This is a genomic window from Xylanibacter brevis P6B11 (assembly GCF_000621825.1).
GTDB lineage: Bacteria > Bacteroidota > Bacteroidia > Bacteroidales > Bacteroidaceae > Prevotella > Prevotella brevis.
The window spans coordinates 160,967-179,151 of sequence record NZ_JHXG01000008.1 but is presented as its reverse complement, the minus strand read 5'-3'; the positions used below and the strand labels follow the sequence as shown (position 1 = coordinate 179,151).

The 18,185-nt window shown below is 45.9% G+C and carries 17 protein-coding genes; all 17 read left to right on the top strand.

The window, feature by feature from the left end; all coding sequences use genetic code 11:
- Positions 1-2 precede the first annotated feature (2 nt).
- Positions 3-959 (top strand): phosphoribosylaminoimidazolesuccinocarboxamide synthase, encoded by a 957-nt coding sequence (locus tag T496_RS0104915; RefSeq protein WP_027449760.1) that lies wholly within the window; start codon positions 3-5, stop codon positions 957-959.
- Complete coding sequence (gene ubiE / locus T496_RS0104910; protein WP_027449759.1) at positions 938-1,669, top strand: bifunctional demethylmenaquinone methyltransferase/2-methoxy-6-polyprenyl-1,4-benzoquinol methylase UbiE; 732 nt, start codon at positions 938-940, stop codon at positions 1,667-1,669. Before T496_RS0104915 ends, ubiE begins: the two co-directional genes overlap by 22 nt.
- 15 nt (positions 1,670-1,684) lie before the next feature.
- Positions 1,685-2,434, top strand: coding sequence for a shikimate dehydrogenase family protein (locus T496_RS0104905; RefSeq protein ID WP_027449758.1), 750 nt, complete (start codon positions 1,685-1,687; stop codon positions 2,432-2,434).
- 12 nt (positions 2,435-2,446) lie between these two features.
- Positions 2,447-3,697 (top strand): TPM domain-containing protein, encoded by a 1,251-nt coding sequence (locus T496_RS0104900; RefSeq protein ID WP_081783552.1) that lies wholly within the window; start codon positions 2,447-2,449, stop codon positions 3,695-3,697.
- A 26-nt stretch (positions 3,698-3,723) separates the two neighbouring features.
- Positions 3,724-4,299, top strand: a complete 576-nt coding sequence (locus T496_RS0104895) for a LemA family protein (RefSeq protein WP_027449756.1) — start codon at positions 3,724-3,726, stop codon at positions 4,297-4,299.
- Between the two features lie 19 nt (positions 4,300-4,318).
- Positions 4,319-5,482: an AIR synthase-related protein gene (locus T496_RS0104890; protein WP_027449755.1), complete on the top strand. Its 1,164-nt coding sequence runs from the start codon at positions 4,319-4,321 to the stop codon at positions 5,480-5,482.
- 98 nt (positions 5,483-5,580) lie between these two features.
- Entirely contained in the window at positions 5,581-6,696 is a 1,116-nt protein-coding gene (gene prfA, locus T496_RS0104885; RefSeq protein WP_027449754.1) for a peptide chain release factor 1, read from the top strand.
- A gap of 7 nt (positions 6,697-6,703) precedes the next feature.
- Positions 6,704-7,531 (top strand): orotidine-5'-phosphate decarboxylase, encoded by an 828-nt coding sequence (gene pyrF, locus T496_RS0104880; RefSeq protein WP_027449753.1) that lies wholly within the window; start codon positions 6,704-6,706, stop codon positions 7,529-7,531.
- A gap of 11 nt (positions 7,532-7,542) precedes the next feature.
- Entirely contained in the window at positions 7,543-8,766 is a 1,224-nt protein-coding gene (locus tag T496_RS0104875; protein ID WP_027449752.1) for an HD domain-containing protein, read from the top strand.
- A 44-nt stretch (positions 8,767-8,810) separates the two neighbouring features.
- Positions 8,811-9,845 carry a UDP-3-O-(3-hydroxymyristoyl)glucosamine N-acyltransferase gene (gene lpxD, locus T496_RS0104870; protein ID WP_027449751.1) on the top strand — a complete coding sequence of 345 codons (1,035 nt, stop codon included), beginning with the start codon at positions 8,811-8,813 and terminating at the stop codon, positions 9,843-9,845.
- A 3-nt stretch (positions 9,846-9,848) separates the two neighbouring features.
- Positions 9,849-11,231 (top strand): bifunctional UDP-3-O-[3-hydroxymyristoyl] N-acetylglucosamine deacetylase/3-hydroxyacyl-ACP dehydratase, encoded by a 1,383-nt coding sequence (locus T496_RS0104865; protein ID WP_027449750.1) that lies wholly within the window; start codon positions 9,849-9,851, stop codon positions 11,229-11,231.
- A gap of 37 nt (positions 11,232-11,268) precedes the next feature.
- Entirely contained in the window at positions 11,269-12,042 is a 774-nt protein-coding gene (lpxA, locus tag T496_RS0104860) for an acyl-ACP--UDP-N-acetylglucosamine O-acyltransferase (RefSeq protein WP_027449749.1), read from the top strand.
- A 7-nt stretch (positions 12,043-12,049) separates the two neighbouring features.
- Positions 12,050-12,970 carry a tRNA (adenosine(37)-N6)-dimethylallyltransferase MiaA gene (miaA, locus tag T496_RS0104855; RefSeq protein ID WP_027449748.1) on the top strand — a complete coding sequence of 307 codons (921 nt, stop codon included), beginning with the start codon at positions 12,050-12,052 and terminating at the stop codon, positions 12,968-12,970.
- The gene (locus tag T496_RS14870) at positions 12,967-15,387 is read left to right on the top strand and encodes a transglycosylase domain-containing protein (protein ID WP_052342081.1); all 2,421 of its coding nucleotides are present in this window, start codon (positions 12,967-12,969) and stop codon (positions 15,385-15,387) included. The genes miaA and T496_RS14870 overlap by 4 nt, the downstream gene beginning before the upstream one ends.
- A gap of 9 nt (positions 15,388-15,396) precedes the next feature.
- A complete protein-coding gene (locus tag T496_RS14865) occupies positions 15,397-17,130 on the top strand; it encodes an ATP-dependent DNA helicase (protein WP_027449747.1) in 1,734 nt (577 codons plus the stop codon).
- Positions 17,131-17,513: 383 nt separating this feature from the next.
- Complete coding sequence (gene rplU / locus T496_RS0104840) at positions 17,514-17,831, top strand: 50S ribosomal protein L21 (RefSeq protein ID WP_027449746.1); 318 nt, start codon at positions 17,514-17,516, stop codon at positions 17,829-17,831.
- 19 nt (positions 17,832-17,850) lie between these two features.
- The gene (rpmA, locus tag T496_RS0104835; protein WP_027449745.1) at positions 17,851-18,114 is read left to right on the top strand and encodes a 50S ribosomal protein L27; all 264 of its coding nucleotides are present in this window, start codon (positions 17,851-17,853) and stop codon (positions 18,112-18,114) included.
- The last annotated feature ends 71 nt before the right edge of the window (positions 18,115-18,185 follow it).

Below are 18,185 nucleotides of genomic sequence, written 5' to 3'. Positions count from 1 at the left end.
AAATGAAAGCGTTAACAAGTACTGACTTCCATTTCGATGGACAAAAGAGTGTTTATCACGGAAAAGTTCGCGATGTTTATGACATCAACGACGACCTTATGATTATGGTTGCAACCGACCGTATCTCGGCTTTCGATGTGGTGCTCCCCAAGGGTATCCCTTTCAAAGGTCAGGTGCTGAACCAGATTGCAGCTAAGTTCCTGGATGCCACTACCGACATCTGTCCCAACTGGAAGTTGGCCACTCCCGACCCCATGGTGACCGTAGGTCTCAAGTGTGAAGGCTTCCGCGTTGAGATGATCATCCGTTCTATCCTTACAGGTTCTGCATGGCGCGAGTACAAGAATGGCTGTCGCGAGTTGTGCGGCGTGAAGTTGCCCGACGGCATGCGCGAGAACGAACGTTTCCCTGAGCCCATCATCACTCCAACAACCAAGGCTGACGAGGGTCACGACATGAACATCTCTAAGGAAGAAATCATTGCCCAGGGCATCGTTTCAGCCGAAGACTATGCCATCATGGAGGACTACACACGCAAGCTTTTTGCTCGCGGACAGCAGATTGCAGCCAAGCAGGGCTTGATTTTGGTTGACACCAAATACGAATTTGGTAAGAGAGACGGCAAGGTATATCTCATCGACGAGATCCACACCCCCGACTCAAGCCGTTACTTCTATGCCGATGGCTACGAGGAGAAGCTGGAGAAAGGTGAGCCTCAGCGTCAGCTCTCAAAGGAGTTTGTGCGCCAGTGGCTGATTGAGCATAACTTCATGAACGAGCCTGGACAGCAGATGCCCGAGATTACCGACGAGTATGCAGAGAGCGTTTCTGAGCGCTACATCGAGCTCTTCGAGCACATCGTAGGCGAGAAGTTCGACCGTGCTGCAGAGACTGGCGACATCGCTCAGCGCATCGAAAAGAACGTAACTGAATGGTTATGTACCAACAAGAAACGATAAAACCCTATCACGAGGGAGAAAAAACTACACAGGTAGAGGCGATGTTCGACAACATTGCCCCTACCTATGATACTTTAAACCACCGCCTGTCATGGGATATAGACAGAGGTTGGCGTAAGAAAGCCATCAAGACGCTGGCCCCCCACCACCCTCAATCTATCCTTGACATTGCCACTGGAACAGGAGACTTCGCCATACTATCGGCACTCATGTTGAAGCCCGCCAAACTGATTGGCACAGACATCAGCGAGGGCATGATGAAAATTGGCAAGGAGAAAGTGGAACGGATGGGGCTCAGTCAAATCATCTCGTTTGAAAAAGAAGACTGTCTGCACCTCAGCTATGAGGACAACTCATTTGATGCTGTCACTGCAGCCTTCGGCATCCGCAATTTTGCCGACCTGGACAAAGGTCTCAAGGAGATGTGCCGCGTATTGAAACCTGGCGGACACCTGTGCATCGTAGAACTGACAACACCAGTGAGTTTCCCCATGAAACAGCTGTTCCACATCTACTCGCACTCTGTGCTACCCTTCTACGGACGTTTAATCTCCAAAGACACCAATGCCTACTCTTACTTGATAAAAACGATTGAGGCTTTTCCGCAAGGCGAGCGCATGGTGGACATTCTGCAACAGGCTGGATTTGCCAATGCCTCCTTCAGGCGACTCACATTCGGCATTTGCACACTATACACAGCAACTAAGTAAAACAAGACAACAATCATGGATAAGTACGGACTTATAGGTTACCCCTTGGGACATTCGTTCTCTATCAGTTACCACAACCAGCGGTTTGCTGACGAAGGTATCAACGCCAAGTATTTCAACTTCGAAATCCCTACCATCGACGATTTGGCGGAAGTTCTGAATTCCAATCCCGACCTTAAAGGCCTTAATGTGACCATCCCCTACAAAGAAAAGGTCATGGAGTTCCTGGACTATATCAGTCCTGAGGCACGTGCCATCGGTGCCGTCAACGTGATACGAATCCTGCACGAAGGAAAGAAGACCATCCTGAAAGGCTACAACTCGGATGTGATAGGCTTCACTCAAAGCATCGAGCCTCTTTTGGAGAACTACCACTCGAAAGCACTTATCCTGGGCACTGGCGGTGCCTCAAAGGCAATTGCTTATGGCCTGAAATCACTTGGTCTGGAGTCCGTCTTTGTTAGCAGATATCAGCGTCCTGACACTATTCAATACGAAAACATCACACCCGATGTAGTCAAGGAATACAACGTCATTGTGAATTGCACGCCACTAGGCATGTATCCCAAAACCGACGAATGTCCTGATCTGCCATACGAGGCCCTGGACGAGCACAACATCCTCTATGACCTGATCTACAACCCCGACGAAACACTCTTCATGAAAAAAGGCGCAGAAAGAGGTGCCACCGTGAAGAATGGTTTGGAGATGCTGCTACTGCAGGCCTTTGCCAGCTGGGAGTTCTGGACAGGACGCGAAAAATAGAATAATTGAACGATGGAAGAAGTTTGGAGTGTCTTTTGGATTTATACCAGCACGTTCGCTGTTGCCATTTTAGGTTGCTATATGGCCGACCTGAAAACGGGCACTAATGTTGCTGCCTTAATAAAGCAAAAGAAACAAGAGCTTCTTCTCTGCGCTTCACGTTTCAACAGCAAAGTAAAATCGCTGGAGAGATCGTATAAACTGGAGTTAGACTCCCATTTTCATCAACCGACCATTTTCAGCCGACTTACTAATTCATCCAAGGAAGACATCAGACGCAGTTATGAAGCTCAGTACATGAGAGACAGGGCTGATTTCGTGCTCCAGGTGAAAGAAGTATTAAGTGGTTGGGATGCTCAAAATGTTGTCAATCGCTCCATCTCAAAAACATGGAAGCTTGTCATTGTCGTAGGACTTATCGCCCAGATGGCGGCATGTAGCTACAGCATCATCAATACGGAGATAGCACAAGAAGCCAACAAGCCGGTTGATGAGGCATGGACAGCACAAAGCATACCCATGCCACACATGACCGATGGCAGCAGATATGTATCAAACCCAGATGGCATCATCTCGCCACAAACAGAGGCTTTGATGAACAAGCAACTGAAGAAGTTGGATGACGAACTGGGCATTGAGTCGGCCGTTATCATTGTCAAGCATCTGAAAGACCAGGATATATTCCGCTTTGCACAGGATATATTTGATATATATAAGGTAGGGAAAGAGGACCGAGGACTGGTTTTTGTTTTAGCCTATCAGGACCATTTGATGCGAACCCATACAGGTCGCTCGCTGGAAGCCGATTTAACAGACATAGAGTGTTTCCAGCTTCAGGAACGCTACATCATACCCAGCATGAAGGCCGAGCAACCTGATAGCGGCATGCTCTATTGGTCGGAAGCCGTTTACAATCTACTGCAAAAGAAGGAACTGCCCAACATGGGCATACTGAGGGAGCAATACAAGGAGGCAGAGTCAGATCCCATATCGATTATCTTTACGCTCTACTTCGTATTGTTTTCCGGATGGCTCATACTGTATTACATCCTTCAAGCGCGTCATGGCTGGAACATCAAGAGCTATGCATACCACCACATACTGGCAAACCCCTTTGTCAAACAAACAAGCCAGATCGTTTTCATCCCAGGTAGTGGACGAGGAGGCTTTGGCGGAGGTGGATTCAGTGGAGGTGGTGGCTTCAGCGGAGGTGGCTTCAGCGGAGGAAGCTCTGGTGGCGGTGGCGCCACATCAAGTTGGTAAATAAATCATCTTAAATAATAACAATTATGAAAAAGAATTATGTTATTCTCATCATCGTTGCCGCAGCAGCACTAATGCTCTTTGCATGGGTAAAAGGAACATACAACGGCATGGTCTCTGCAGAAGAACAGGCTACTACAGAGTTGGCATACATCCAGTCTGCCTATCAGCGCAGAGCCGACTTGATTCCCAGCCTCGTTGAGGTGGTAAAAGGCTATGCCGCACACGAAAAGGAAACACTTGAGGGCGTAGTAAATGCGCGCTCGAAGGCCACCAGCATCACCCTTGATGCAGATAACATCAAAGCATATCAGCAGGCACAGGGCGAACTGTCGAGTGCGCTGAGTCGCCTGCTGGCCGTTCACGAGGCTTATCCTGACCTGAAGGCCAACGACAACTTCCGCGAACTACAGATACAACTGGAGGGAACTGAGAACCGCATCAACGAAGCCCGCAACAAGTACAACAATGCTGTTCAGGCATACAATATAAACATCCGTCGTTTCCCCAACAATATCTTTGCCGGTATGTTTGGTTTTGAGAAGATGGACAAATTTGAAGCTGCCGCAGGGGCAGAAAAAGCACCAGAAGTTAAATTCTAAATCATCATCAATAGATTCAATGAACAATCGCTACATGCAACGCGGAGTGAGTGCCGCAAAAGAGGACGTACACAACGCTATCAAGAACATTGATAAGGGTATTTTTCCTCAAGCTTTCTGCAAGATTATCCCAGATATTCTGGGTGGTGACCCCGAGTACTGTAACATCATGCATGCCGATGGCGCTGGCACCAAGTCTTCGCTGGCATATATGTATTGGAAGGAGACGGGCGACCTGTCCGTATGGAAAGGCATTGCACAGGATGCCATCGTGATGAACACCGATGACCTGCTCTGCGTAGGTGCCGTAGATAATATCCTCGTGTCTTCCACCATCGGACGCAACAAGATGCTGGTACCTGGCGAGGTTATTTCGGCTATTATCAATGGTACCGACGAATTGCTTTCGGAACTGCGCGAGATGGGCATTGGCATCTACCCCACTGGTGGTGAGACAGCTGATGTAGGCGACCTGGTACGCACAATCATCGTAGATTCTACGGTGACTTGCCGCATGAAACGCAGCGACGTCATCGACAACGCCAACATCCGTCCTGGTGACGTCATCGTGGGTCTCTCTTCAACCGGTCAGGCTACTTACGAGAAGCGCTACAACGGTGGTATGGGCAGCAATGGCCTTACCTCGGCTCGTCATGATGTGTTTGCAAAATATCTGGCAGAAAACTACCCCGAGAGTTTTGACCATGCAGTACCCGACGAACTGGTTTACAGTGGTAAGTATAAGCTCACAGACAGCGTAGAGGGTTCGCCTGTCAATGCAGGTCAGCTGGTTCTCTCACCTACCCGCACTTATGCGCCTGTGATCAAGAAGTTGCTCGACGAACTGCGTCCTGAGATTCACGGTATGGTGCACTGCACTGGTGGTGCACAAACTAAGGTACTGCACTTTGTCAACGACAACTGTCGCGTCATCAAGGACAACATGTTCCCCGTTCCCCCACTTTTCCGTGCTATCCACGAATGCTCAGGCACCGACTGGAAGGAAATGTATCAGGTATTCAACATGGGTCACCGCATGGAGATCTACGTACGTCCTGAGGTTGCAGACAAGGTCATCGAGATTTCAAAGTCATTCAACATCGATGCACAGGTTGTAGGTCATATCGAAGAGGGTAAGAAGAGCCTTACCATCAAGAGTGAATTCGGAGAATTTAATTACTAAATAGGAAAACTCCTTAATAATAAAGAAAGTAGGCTAGCCTTTGGTTAGTCTGCTTTTTTTTCGTAACTTTGCACCCAAATTAAAGTTTAAAGATAAAAATGGCAGAAACAACAAACAGCATTTTGCAAAAGCTGGACGGACTGGAAAGTCGATTCGAAGAGGTATCTACTCTGATTACTGACCCTGCAGTGATTGCAGACCAACAGCGATTCGTGAAACTGACGAAGGAGTACAAAGACCTGGGCGACATTATGGATGCACGCAAGCGCTACATCAACTGTCTGAACAGCATCAAGGAGGCAAAGGACATACTGGCCAATGAAGACGACCCCGAGATGAAAGAGATGGCTCGCGAAGAGCTTTCTACCAACGAGGCGTTACAGCCACAACTTGAGGAGGAGATTAAGATTGCACTGATTCCAAAGGATCCGGAAGATGCCAAAAACGTTCAGATGGAGATTCGCGCAGGAACCGGTGGCGACGAAGCCTGCCTATTCGCTGGCGACCTGTTTAAGATGTACAAGAACTACTGCGAGGCCAAGGGTTGGCAACTCAGCGTCACCGACTTCAACGAAGGCGCTGTGGGTGGCTACAAGGAAATTGACTTCGCCGTGAGTGGTGCCGACGTTTATGGTACCCTGAAATACGAATCGGGTGTTCACCGCGTACAGCGTGTACCCGTCACCGAGTCTAATGGACGTATGCAGACAAGTGCTGCCACTGTGGCCGTTCTGCCTGAAGCAGACAAATTCGAAGTACACATCAACGAAGGTGAAATCAAATGGGACACCTTCCGTTCGAGCGGTGCCGGTGGTCAGAACGTAAACAAGGTAGAATCTGGTGTACGTCTGCGCTATATGTGGAAGAATCCCAACACGGGCGAAACCGAGGAAATCCTGATAGAATGTACTGAGACACGTGACCAGCCCAAGAATAAAGAGCGCGCCCTGTCTCGTCTTTATACATTCATCTACGACAAAGAGCACCAGAAATATATGGACGACATTGCAAGTCGCCGTAAGACATTGGTGAGCACGGGTGACCGCTCAGCCAAAATCCGCACCTACAACTTCCCTCAAGGTCGTGTCACCGATCATCGTATCGGCTATACCACACACGATTTGCAGGGATTCCTGGGTGGCGACATTCAGGCCATGATTGATGCGCTGACCGTAGCTGAGAATGCAGAACGAATGAAAGAAAACGAATTATAAAAAGAATATGACTAGACAGGAACTTATCCAGCAAATAAAAGAGAAACACTCTTTTCTGTGCGTTGGTCTTGACACAGACCTAAAGAAAATCCCACAGCACTTGCTAAAAGACGAAGACCCTATCTTCGCCTTCAATAAGGCTATCATCGAAGCTACCGCCCCCTACTGCGTGGCCTACAAGCCCAATTTGGCATTCTATGAGGCCTTCGGCGTGAAAGGTATGATTTCCTTTGAGAAAACCATTTCTTTCCTCAAAGAGAATTATCCTCATCATTTTATTGTAGCAGATGCTAAACGTGGTGATATTGGCAACACATCTGCCATGTATGCGCGCACTTTCTTTGAAGAATATGACGTAGATTCTCTGACCGTTGCTCCTTATATGGGTGAAGACTCTGTTACGCCTTTCTTGGGTTATGAGGGCAAGTGGGTGATTCTGCTGGCCTTGACAAGCAACAAGGGCTCACATGACTTCCAGTTGACAGCAGATGAGCAGGGCGAGCGTCTCTTCGAAAAAGTGCTGAAGACCTCACAGAAATGGGGCAATGACGAGAACATGATGTATGTGGTAGGTGCCACACAGGGACAGATGTTTGAGGATATCCGTAAGGTGGCTCCCAGCCACTTTCTGTTGGTACCTGGCGTTGGTGCACAAGGTGGCAGCCTGCAGGAAGTATGCAAATACGGCATGAATAAGGACTGCGGTCTGCTGGTCAACTCTTCTCGTGGCATCATCTATGCTTCTCAGGACGAGAACTATGCCGAAGTAGCAGGTCAGAAAGCTAAAGAACTTCAGCAGGAGATGGCTTTAGAACTTGCAAAGATCGGCATGTAAAAAACAGATGAATGAACGAAACAAAGATCATTAATGACCCCGTATTCGGGTTTATCCAAATACCTAGAGGATTGCTTTACGGCATCGTAAAGCATCCTCTGTTTCAACGTTTAAACAGGATCAACCAGTTGGGGCTAACATCGGTAGTTTATCCTGGTGCACGGCATACGCGATTTCAGCATTCACTTGGTGCCTTCCACCTGATGAGTGAAGCCATTCTGTCGCTCCAACAGAAAGGTCATTTTATCTTTGATTCAGAAGCCGAAGCCGTAAAAGCGGCTATTTTGATGCACGACATCGGCCACGCCCCCTTTTCGCACGTATTGGAAAACACGCTTATCTCAGGTATATCGCACGAGGACATCTCACTGATGATGATGGAGCAAATCAATCGCGACATGGGCGGTCAGCTTAATTTGGCCATTTCTATTTTCAAAAACGAATATCCGAAGAAATTTCTTCATCAGCTAATATCCAGCCAACTGGACATGGACCGATTGGACTATCTGCGCCGCGACTCTTTCTTCACAGGCGTCACAGAAGGCAATATCGGTTCGGCACGAATCATCAAGATGCTGAATGTGGTTGACGATCGTTTGGTCATCGAGCAAAAAGGCATTTACTCGCTCGAGAACTACCTCACCACAAGAAGACTGATGTACTGGCAAGTTTATCTTCACAAAACCACTGTGGCTTATGAGAAAGTGTTGGTAAGCATGCTGACGCGAGCCAAAGATTTGGTGCGCCAGGGTAAAGAGGTGTTTGCATCGCCTGCCCTCGCCTACTTCCTAAACGACAACGTGGACCGTCAGTGGTTTGAAAATCATAGTGAGGCATTGTTGATGTACGAGGATCTAGACGACTCCGACATCTGGAGTGCCATGAAAGCTTGGAAATATCACGAAGACAAAATACTGTCAACATTGGCGAAAGACATGCTCGACAGATGTGTCTTCAAAGTTGAGGTTCACGAAGAACCCATATCTGAAGAAAGATTAGAAGAACTACGTACGAGTATTGCCTTGAAAATGGGTATTCCAAAAGAGGATACACACTATATGTTTAACGTCAGCGAAATACAAAAAGATATGTATTCGGTTGATGATGATTCTATAGATATTTTATACAAAGACGGCAGTATAAAAGACATCTCAGAGGCCTCTGAGATACTAAATGTAGCACTTCTTTCTAAAAAAATACGAAAATATTATCTCTGTTATCAGCGAATTCAATAAAAATGTTTATATTTGCAGTCTAATTTGAAAAACTAGTAGATATTATGGAATTTACTGCTAAACAAATAGCTGATCTAATTGGAGGACGAGTAGAAGGCAATGAAGCAGCAGCCGTCCACACTTTTGCAAAGATTGAAGAAGGACAGGAAGGAGCTATTTCATTCCTATCAAATCCCAAATACACTCATTATCTTTACGAGACTAAGTCAACCATCGTATTGGTCAACGAAGACTTGGAACTGGAGCAGGAGGTTTCTGCCACGCTTATCCGTGTGAAGAATGCCTACGAGGCCGTAGCAAAGTTGCTGCAGATTTACGAGTCTATCAAGCCTAAGAAGACTGGCATTGACTCTTTGGCTTTCGTTTCGCCCAAGGCAACTATCGGTAAGGATGTATATATCGGAGCCTTTGCTTGCATCGGTGATGGTGCGGTGATTGGCGATGGTGCCCAGATTTACCCACACGTAGTCATTGGCGACGGCGTGAAAGTTGGAGAAAAATGTCTCTTCTACCCCAATGTAACCGTATATCAAGGTTGCCGTATCGGCAATAACGTAACCATCCATGCCGGTAGCGTGATTGGTGCGGATGGCTTTGGCTTTGCTCCAAGTACAGAGGGCTACGACAAGATTCCACAGATTGGTATCGTCATCATTGAGGACAATGTAGAGATTGGTGCTAACACATGTATCGACCGCTCTACAATGGGTGCTACAGTAGTTCATAAAGGAGTAAAACTAGACAACCTGATTCAGGTGGCTCACAACTGTGAGATTGGCGAGAACACCGTTATGTCGGCACAGGTCGGCATGGCTGGTAGCACAAAGATTGGTTCTTGGTGTATGGTTGGTGGACAGGCTGGCTTTGCCGGACATATCCACGTGGCTGACAAAACTTTCGTTGGTGCTCAGTGTGGTGTCATCAGCAACACCAAGGGCAACGAGCAACTTATCGGTTCGCCCGCCATGGATCCCAAAGTATTCTTCAAGGCTTCTGCCGTAATGAAGAAACTCCCTGATATGTATCGGGAACTTAATCAACTTAAGAAAGAATTAGCAGAACTTAAAGCAAACAAATAAAGTATGAAACAGAAAACTCTTAAAGGTAGTTTCTCGCTTTGCGGAAAAGGTCTTCACACAGGTCTTAGCCTGACTGTAACATTCAACCCCGCACCAGAGAACCACGGCTATAAAATACAGCGTATTGACCTCGATGGCATGCCTATCATCGATGCCATTGCAGAAAATGTTGTTGATACACAACGTGGTACGGTATTGGGCAAAGGCGATATTAAAGTTTCTACCATTGAGCATGCTCTTTCTGCTCTTTACGCTTTGGGCGTTGACAACTGCTTGATACAGGTTAACGGTCCTGAGTTTCCTATTCTTGACGGCTCTGCCATCAAATATGTAGAGAAGATTAACGAGATAGGTATTGAGGAGCAAAATGCCCCCAAAGACTACTATGTCATTCGTAAGAAAATAGAAGTTAAAGACGAAGCCACTGGCTCGTGCATCACCATCCTTCCCGATGATGACTTCACGCTGACAGCGATGTGTTCGTTTGAATCAAAGTTCATCCACAGTCAGTTTGCCACACTCGATGACATCAAGAAGTATCCCGAGGATATTGCAGCTGCTCGCACATTCGTATTTGTACGCGACATTGAGCCCCTGCTTCAAGCCAACTTAATTAAAGGTGGAGACCTTGACAATGCCATTGTCATCTATGAGCGCCAGACCACTCAGGAGCGCCTTGACACACTGGCAGATATGCTGCACGTAGAGCATCGTGATGCCAACGAATTGGGTTATATCCAGCACAAGCCACTGGTTTGGGACAACGAGTGTACACGTCATAAGCTGCTCGATGTCATTGGCGACATGGCCTTGATTGGAAAGCCTGTAAAGGGACGTATCGTTGCTACACGTCCTGGCCATACCATTAATAATAAGTTCGCACGCGAAATGCGTAAGGAGATTCGCAAGCACGAGATTCAAGCGCCTGCCTACGATCCAAACGAAGAGCCGGTAATGGATGTCAACCGCATCCGCGAACTGTTGCCACACCGCTACCCCATGCAGCTGGTTGACAAAGTGATTGAGATTGGTCCCAATAGCATTGTTGGTGTTAAGAATATCACATCTAATGAGCCCTTCTTCACTGGTCACTTCCCACAGGAGCCCGTCATGCCTGGTGTACTGCAGATTGAAGCCATGGCACAGTGCGGTGGTCTGTTAGTTCTCAACAGTGTGGAAGAACCTGAGCGTTGGTCAACATACTTTATGAAGATTGACGGTGTGAAGTTCCGCCAAAAGGTAGTACCTGGAGACACCCTGATCTTTAAAGTTGATTTGATGGCCCCACTCCGTCATGGTATTTCTACTATGCACGGCTATGCTTTCGTTGGCGACAAGATTGTGTCAGAAGCAACTTTCACTGCTCAAATTGTTAAGAACAAGTGAAGATTTGAAGATATTTAATAATAGAACAATTTAAATAATGGCAAATCAAATACATCCCCTAGCTGTTGTCGATCCTGAGGCAAAATTGGGAGACAATAATATCATTGGTCCTTTCTGCGTGATTGACAAGAACGTAGTGATGGGCGACAATAATCACCTGCTGAACAATGTTACCATACACACTGGTGCACGTATCGGCAGCGGTAACGAGTTCTTCCCAGGTGCATCAATTTCAACTAAGCCACAGGATTTGAAGTTCAAAGGCGAGGAAACAACATGCGAAGTTGGAGACAACAACTCTATCCGTGAGAATGTTACAATCAGTCGCGGTACTGCTAGTCGTGGTAAAACCGTAGTCGGTTCAAACAACCTGCTGATGGAAAACATGCACATTGCTCATGATTGTATCATTGGTAACGGCTGTATCATTGGCAATTCCACAAAGTTTGCCGGTGAAGTTGAGGTTGATGACTGCGCTATTGTTTCTGCAGAAGTCTTGTTCCACCAGTTCTGCCGTGTTGGAGGATATGTCATGATACAAGGCGGTAGCCGTACGAGCCAGGATATTCCTCCCTATATTATTGCAGGCAAGGAACCTATCCGCTATGCCGGCTTGAACCTTATCGGTCTGCGTCGTCGCGGTTTCTCTAATGAGACTATCGATATGATTCACGACACGTATCGCATCATCTACTCTCAGGGTATCCTGAAAGAAGGTATTGCTGAGGCCCGAGCAAAATATCCCGACTCTAAAGAAGTGGATTATATCTGCTCATTCTTTGAAAATTCAAAACGAGGCGTAATTAGATAAGAAGACTTTGGCAAAAACGCTGATAGTCATCACTGGCCCAACAGCTGTCGGAAAGACTGAGTTGTGCATTGAAATTGCCAAAAGATTTGGCATTCCTATTATCAATGCTGACTCTCGACAAATATTCCGCAAGCTATCTATTGGCACTGCCGCACCTACTGAAGCACAACTTCAGCAGGTGCGACATTATTTTGTTGGCCAACTAAACCTAGAGGATTACTACAGCGCTTCTATGTACGAAGAAGATGTTTTAAAACTTCTTCAAGAACTCTTTAAAACATCTGATTATGCCCTACTCACAGGTGGCAGCATGATGTATATTGATGCCGTATGCAATGGCATTGACGACATCCCTACTGTTGACGACGAGACACGTAATCTATTGAAGCGACATCTGGCAGAGGAGGGGTTGGAAAAGCTCTGTGAGGAGTTGAAGAGTTTAGACCCAGAGCATTATGCCATCGTGGACAAACAGAATCCACGACGTGTTGTACATGCTCTGGAGATATGTCACATGACGGGACGTACTTATTCTTCATTCCGCACAAATCAGAAACGAGAGCGCCCATTTAAAATTATAAAGATCGGTCTAACAAGAGATCGTGAGGAGTTGTATAGTCGCATCAATCAGCGTGTAGATAACATGATGCAAGACGGTTTTCTAGAGGAGGCTAAAATGCTATACGCAGAGAGAGACCTTAACGCGCTAAATACCGTTGGCTACAAAGAGCTATTTACATATTTGGAAGGCACTTGGTCACTAGATGAAGCCGTAGAACGCATTAAAGGCAATACCCGAAGATATGCCCGCAAGCAACTCACCTGGTACAAGAAAGATCCAGAGATGAAGTGGTTCACACTCGACAGCAACAAACAAATTCAAAACATAGAAGACGACATTTATAATTATATCATTCAGCAATCATGAATAGAACAGAAGTCGTGAACAAGACAAAACAGATCATAGAAAAGGGGAAGTTCTACTCTAAAAAGTTTATCTCTTGGTACATTGGTATATTCAAGGGACGCCCCTGGTATATCAAAATGGTATCGACCATTGGATCCTTCATCGTTCTTATGCTGTTATACATGGGAGCTGTGGATATCAATTTATTCTGGCTGTTCGGCAAATCGCCAAGCATGTCAACGATCATAAACACTCGTCCTGCGCAAGCATCTGAGATTTACAGTGCTGATGATGTGTTGATTGGTAAATTCTTTAGCGAGAATAGAACCCCCGTCACATTTGAAGATGTCAATCCTGTATTCTGGCAAGCTCTGATTGACACCGAGGACGAGCGCTACTACCATCACTTCGGCATCGACTTCCCTGCTTTTGGCGCTGCACTAAAAGACTATGTTATTCATGGTGAAGCACGCGGTGCTTCAACCATCACCCAACAGTTGGCCAAGAACCTCTTCCGTGTTCGCACCGAATACTCTACTGGATTACTGGGAAACATTCCTGGCGTTAAGATGCTGATAATGAAGACAAAGGAATGGATTACTGCTGTTAAATTAGAGGTCTATTTCGACAAGAACGAAATACTTACCATGTATGCCAATACGGTAGATTTTGGCTCAAACGCCTATGGTATTAAGACGGCATGTAAGACTTACTTTGGCATTACACCTAAAAATCTGAAGCCAGAACAAGCTGCCATCCTGGTTGGTATGCTAAAAGCCACAACTTACTACAATCCCAGACTGAACCCACAAAATAGTTTGAATCGCAGAAATGTAGTACTTGACAACATGCTTCAGCATGGACATCTGACCAAAGAACAGTTCGACACGTTAAGCGTAAAAAACATTGATCTGGACTATTCAGTTGAAAATGCCTATGACGGACAGGCGAACTATTTCCGCGAAGCATTGGCAAGCCATCTGAAAGATTGGTGCAACGAAAATGGATATGATCTCTACACCGATGGTTTGAAAATCTATACCACCATTGACACCCGCATGCAGAAATATGCTGAGGATGCTGCCTTGGAACAAATGAAACATGTGCAGACCAGCTTTAACAATCACTGGGGCAACACCAATCCTTGGCGCGACGAACAATATAGGGAAATACCTAATTTCATTGAGAATATTGCAAAGAGAACCTCACATTACAAGGCTCTGAAAAACAAATTTCCCAATGACCCTGACTCAATTGAATACTATTTGAATCAACCTCACCCCGTAAAGCTGTTTAGCTACGATGGAGAGATTGAACGCGAAATGAGCACCATGGATAGCATCCGCTACATGGTACATTTCATGCATTGTGGATTTGTGGCAATGGAGCCACACACCGGACATATCAAAGCATGGGTTGGCGACTTGGATTTTAAATCCTGGAAATACGACAAGGTTACCGCTATGCGTCAACCTGGCTCAACCTTTAAACTCTTTGTTTATACAGAAGCTATGAACCAGGGCCTCACCCCCGTCGATACACGTACAGACACGTATCTCAGCATCAAAGTATGGGACAAAGAGAAAAATCAAGAGGTTAACTGGATGCCACACAATGCCGATGGCATCACCTCTGGAGCTGACATGCCGCTGAAAGCAGCTTTTGCCAAGAGTATCAATACGATTGCTGCAAGACTGGGACAGGAGGTTGGCATTGACAAAGTTGCAAAAACGGCTCATCGAATGGGAATCAAGAGCAATCTTCAGGTAGTACCAGCCTTAGCTCTGGGTGCTAGCGACGTAAACCTACTGGAACTGGTAAATTCGTATGCCACCATCGCCAACGACGGACAAATGCACGAACCTGTCTTTGTTACACGCATTCTGGATCGTGATGGCAACGAGATATACAAGTCAAAAGAGAAGACTCAAGAGGCTGTAAGCTATCGCAGTTCCTTCTTCATGCAACAAATGTTGATGGGAGGCTTGCACGGAACCAGTTGGGCTTTGAATCAGTATGTCAGCCAATTTACAGACACCGATTTTGGTGGCAAGACCGGAACTTCCAACAATCATTCTGATGCATGGTTTGTAGGCGTCAGTCCAAAACTTGTTTGCGGTGCTTGGGTCGGTGGCGAATACCGCGCCATTCACTTCCGCACTGGTGCACTTGGCCAAGGTGGAGTCACGGCTCTACCAATTTGCGGCAAGTTTTACAAAGCTGTTCTCAGCGATCCTGCTTTCAAAGATTATCGAACCAAGTTTAATCCTTGTCACGATAAAAATATAACTCCAAGTATGTACGAGGGAGGCTACTACTACGAGGTACCCGATAGCCTTCAAGAAGACTCGACTGCTGTCGACGAACAAATAAATGAGGATATTGATGCCACCAAAGCATCTGCAAACGAAGGAAACACCCCATCAACAACGGAATAACACCGCTACATGGAAGAACTTGACTTAGACAATAAGGAGTGGCAGGATGCCCTTCAAATTATCAATCATACCCGGTGCTCTCTTTTTCTCACAGGAAAAGCGGGCACCGGTAAATCTACGTTCTTGCGTTACGTAGCCAAACATACAAAAAAAAAGAATGTTATTCTTGCGCCAACAGGTATTGCTGCCATTAATGCTGGTGGATCCACATTACATAGTTTCTTTAAGCTACCGTTTCATCCATTGCTACCAAACGATACCAGATACGACCGTCGGCACATCAAAGAGACATTGAAATATACAAGTGAACAAAGGAAACTCATTCGCGAGATAGAACTCATCATCATCGATGAAATTTCGATGGTACGTGCAGACATCATCGACTTCATTGACAAAGTGCTACGTATCTACACCCGAAATAACGATCCATTTGGAGGCAAGCAACTTTTACTTGTAGGCGACATCTATCAGTTGGAGCCCGTTCTTAAGGAGGAGGAACGCCAATTGATGTATCCCTTCTATCCTTCGGCCTATTTCTTCAATGCAAAAGTATGGCAAAACATTCAACTTGTTAGCATAGAACTTATCAAGGTCTATAGACAAAAAGATAGCAACTTTATTGCAATGCTGGACCGCATTAGGCAGAACCAGACGACAAGACAAGATCTGGCAGTACTTAATGAAAGAGTTAAGTATGCAGAAGAAGAAAATACAGCTCAAGAGCATCGTCTATCCATTACGTTGGCTACACGCAGAGATACTGTTGACTACATCAACGAGCAACATCTTAGCAAACTTGAGGGCCAGCCAAGCGTGTTCTATGGCAATATCAAGGGAGACTTCCCTGAGTCGTCCCTCCCCACCCCCATGGAACTACAACTAAAACTTGGGGCTCAAATTATCTTTATCAAGAACGACAAGGAAAAACGATGGGTCAATGGCACTCTTGGCATCATCACTGGTATCGATGAGGAAACAGGCATCATCAGCATTGCTGACGAAGAAGGACACGACTTCGATGTAGAACGCGAGATATGGGAGAACATGCGCTATACTTTCAATGAAAAAGAGCAGAAGATTGAAGAGCAACTGCTGGGCACCTACGAACAATTTCCCATTCGCTTAGCATGGGCCATCACCGTCCATAAGAGTCAGGGCCTCACTTTCAACAGAGTATCTATAGACTTCACTGGTGGCGCCTTCGCTGGGGGACAAACCTATGTAGCCTTGTCGCGATGCACATCATTACAAGGCATTTCACTGGTGGCCCCTATTCGTCAACAAGACATCTTCGTCAGAGCCGAAGTCGTACAGTTTGCTAGACAATACAACAATCAGACATTGATCAACCAAGCCCTACAAGCAGGAAAGGCCGATCGAGAATATCGCGATGCCATCCATGCATTTGACCGCGGTGATTTCAAACGTTTTTTGGACAACTTTTTCAAAGCTATCCATAGTCGCTACGACATAGAGAAACCCAATGCACAGCGATATATACGCCATAAGCTGGAAATCATTAATAAACAGAAAGATGAAATAGCGACGCTTAAGTCACAACTAGATGCCCAACAGGCCATCTTGAGACGCTTAGCCGCAGAATATACACTACTGGGTAAAGAGTGCGAACAGGAGCACATGACAGAGGCTGCTATACGTAATTACCAGAAAGCATTAGAGCTCTATCCTGAGTGCGGGGATGCCCAACGCAGACTCAAAAAGCTCAATAAAAACAAAAAATAAGTTTTTTCACGTCTCCAAATCATAAATCAAGATATTGTGTTCCCACACAATAAAAAAAACAAAAAATAATTAAAGAAAAGTTTGGAGACTTCAAAAAAAAAACATACCTTTGTCAACGTTATCCTGAAAACAATCTTTTTACCTTAAAAGAGCTAATACCTATTGAAGATAAAGCGATTGACTGTGAAGTCCATCGCTTTCGCTTTATATATGGATTTTAAGTTAAATAATACTAATACTAATAAAAAATATCAATTATACACCTTGTATAATGGAATAAAAGCAGTACCTTTGCACCCCGAAAGAGTCCGTGGAGGCAGGGTGAAGTGTGTACGAACGTACACCGCCTTGCGGAAAAACCCCTATTTACAAATAAAAACATAATGTACGCAATTGTAGAAATTCAGGGTCAGCAGTTCAAGGCTGAGGAGGGCAAAAAGCTCTTCGTGCATCACATCAAGGATGTAGAGGCAGGCAAGACTGTTGAATTTGACAAGGTGCTGCTCGTTGATACCGACGGCGCTGTCAAGGTTGGCGCACCCACCGTAGAAGGTGCAAAGGTAGTAGTAGAAGTAGTGAACCCGCTCGTTAAGGGCGACAAGGTCATCGTTTTCAAGATGAAGCGCCGCAAGGACTTCCGCAAGAAGAACGGTCACCGCGAACAGTTCACAGAAGTAGTAATCAAGCAGGTAGTCGCTTAAAACGTAGGAGGAACAGAAAATGGCACATAAAAAAGGTGTAGGTAGTTCTAAGAACGGTCGCGAGAGTGCTGCTCAGCGACTTGGCGTTAAGATCTGGGGTGGCCAGAAAGTAGAAGCAGGCAACATTATTGTTCGCCAGCGCGGTACAAAGCACAATCCCGGTAACGGCGTTGGTATTGGTAAAGACGATACTCTGTACGCTCTCATTGATGGAACAGTTAACTTCCACAAGGGCAAGCGCGATAAGAGCGTTGTTTCAGTAATTCCAGCAGCTGAAGCTTAACCAACTTACAAACAAAAACTTATTCCAAACAAACAATAGAGCCCTGCCTTTTGGCAGGGCTTCTACTTTAT

Excerpts from the sequence above, each read along its gene's own strand:
- T496_RS0104915 (WP_027449760.1), top strand. The coding sequence starts at position 3 with ATGAAAGCGTTAACAAGTACTGACTTCCATTTCGATGGACAAAAGAGT.
- ubiE (WP_027449759.1), top strand. The coding sequence starts at position 938 with ATGTACCAACAAGAAACGATAAAACCCTATCACGAGGGAGAAAAAACT.
- T496_RS0104905 (WP_027449758.1), top strand. The coding sequence starts at position 1,685 with ATGGATAAGTACGGACTTATAGGTTACCCCTTGGGACATTCGTTCTCT.
- T496_RS0104900 (WP_081783552.1), top strand. The coding sequence starts at position 2,447 with ATGGAAGAAGTTTGGAGTGTCTTTTGGATTTATACCAGCACGTTCGCT.
- T496_RS0104895 (WP_027449756.1), top strand. The coding sequence starts at position 3,724 with ATGAAAAAGAATTATGTTATTCTCATCATCGTTGCCGCAGCAGCACTA.
- T496_RS0104890 (WP_027449755.1), top strand. The coding sequence starts at position 4,319 with ATGAACAATCGCTACATGCAACGCGGAGTGAGTGCCGCAAAAGAGGAC.
- prfA (WP_027449754.1), top strand. The coding sequence starts at position 5,581 with ATGGCAGAAACAACAAACAGCATTTTGCAAAAGCTGGACGGACTGGAA.
- pyrF (WP_027449753.1), top strand. The coding sequence starts at position 6,704 with ATGACTAGACAGGAACTTATCCAGCAAATAAAAGAGAAACACTCTTTT.
- T496_RS0104875 (WP_027449752.1), top strand. The coding sequence starts at position 7,543 with ATGAACGAAACAAAGATCATTAATGACCCCGTATTCGGGTTTATCCAA.
- lpxD (WP_027449751.1), top strand. The coding sequence starts at position 8,811 with ATGGAATTTACTGCTAAACAAATAGCTGATCTAATTGGAGGACGAGTA.
- T496_RS0104865 (WP_027449750.1), top strand. The coding sequence starts at position 9,849 with ATGAAACAGAAAACTCTTAAAGGTAGTTTCTCGCTTTGCGGAAAAGGT.
- lpxA (WP_027449749.1), top strand. The coding sequence starts at position 11,269 with ATGGCAAATCAAATACATCCCCTAGCTGTTGTCGATCCTGAGGCAAAA.
- T496_RS14870 (WP_052342081.1), top strand. The coding sequence starts at position 12,967 with ATGAATAGAACAGAAGTCGTGAACAAGACAAAACAGATCATAGAAAAG.
- T496_RS14865 (WP_027449747.1), top strand. The coding sequence starts at position 15,397 with ATGGAAGAACTTGACTTAGACAATAAGGAGTGGCAGGATGCCCTTCAA.
- rplU (WP_027449746.1), top strand. The coding sequence starts at position 17,514 with ATGTACGCAATTGTAGAAATTCAGGGTCAGCAGTTCAAGGCTGAGGAG.
- rpmA (WP_027449745.1), top strand. The coding sequence starts at position 17,851 with ATGGCACATAAAAAAGGTGTAGGTAGTTCTAAGAACGGTCGCGAGAGT.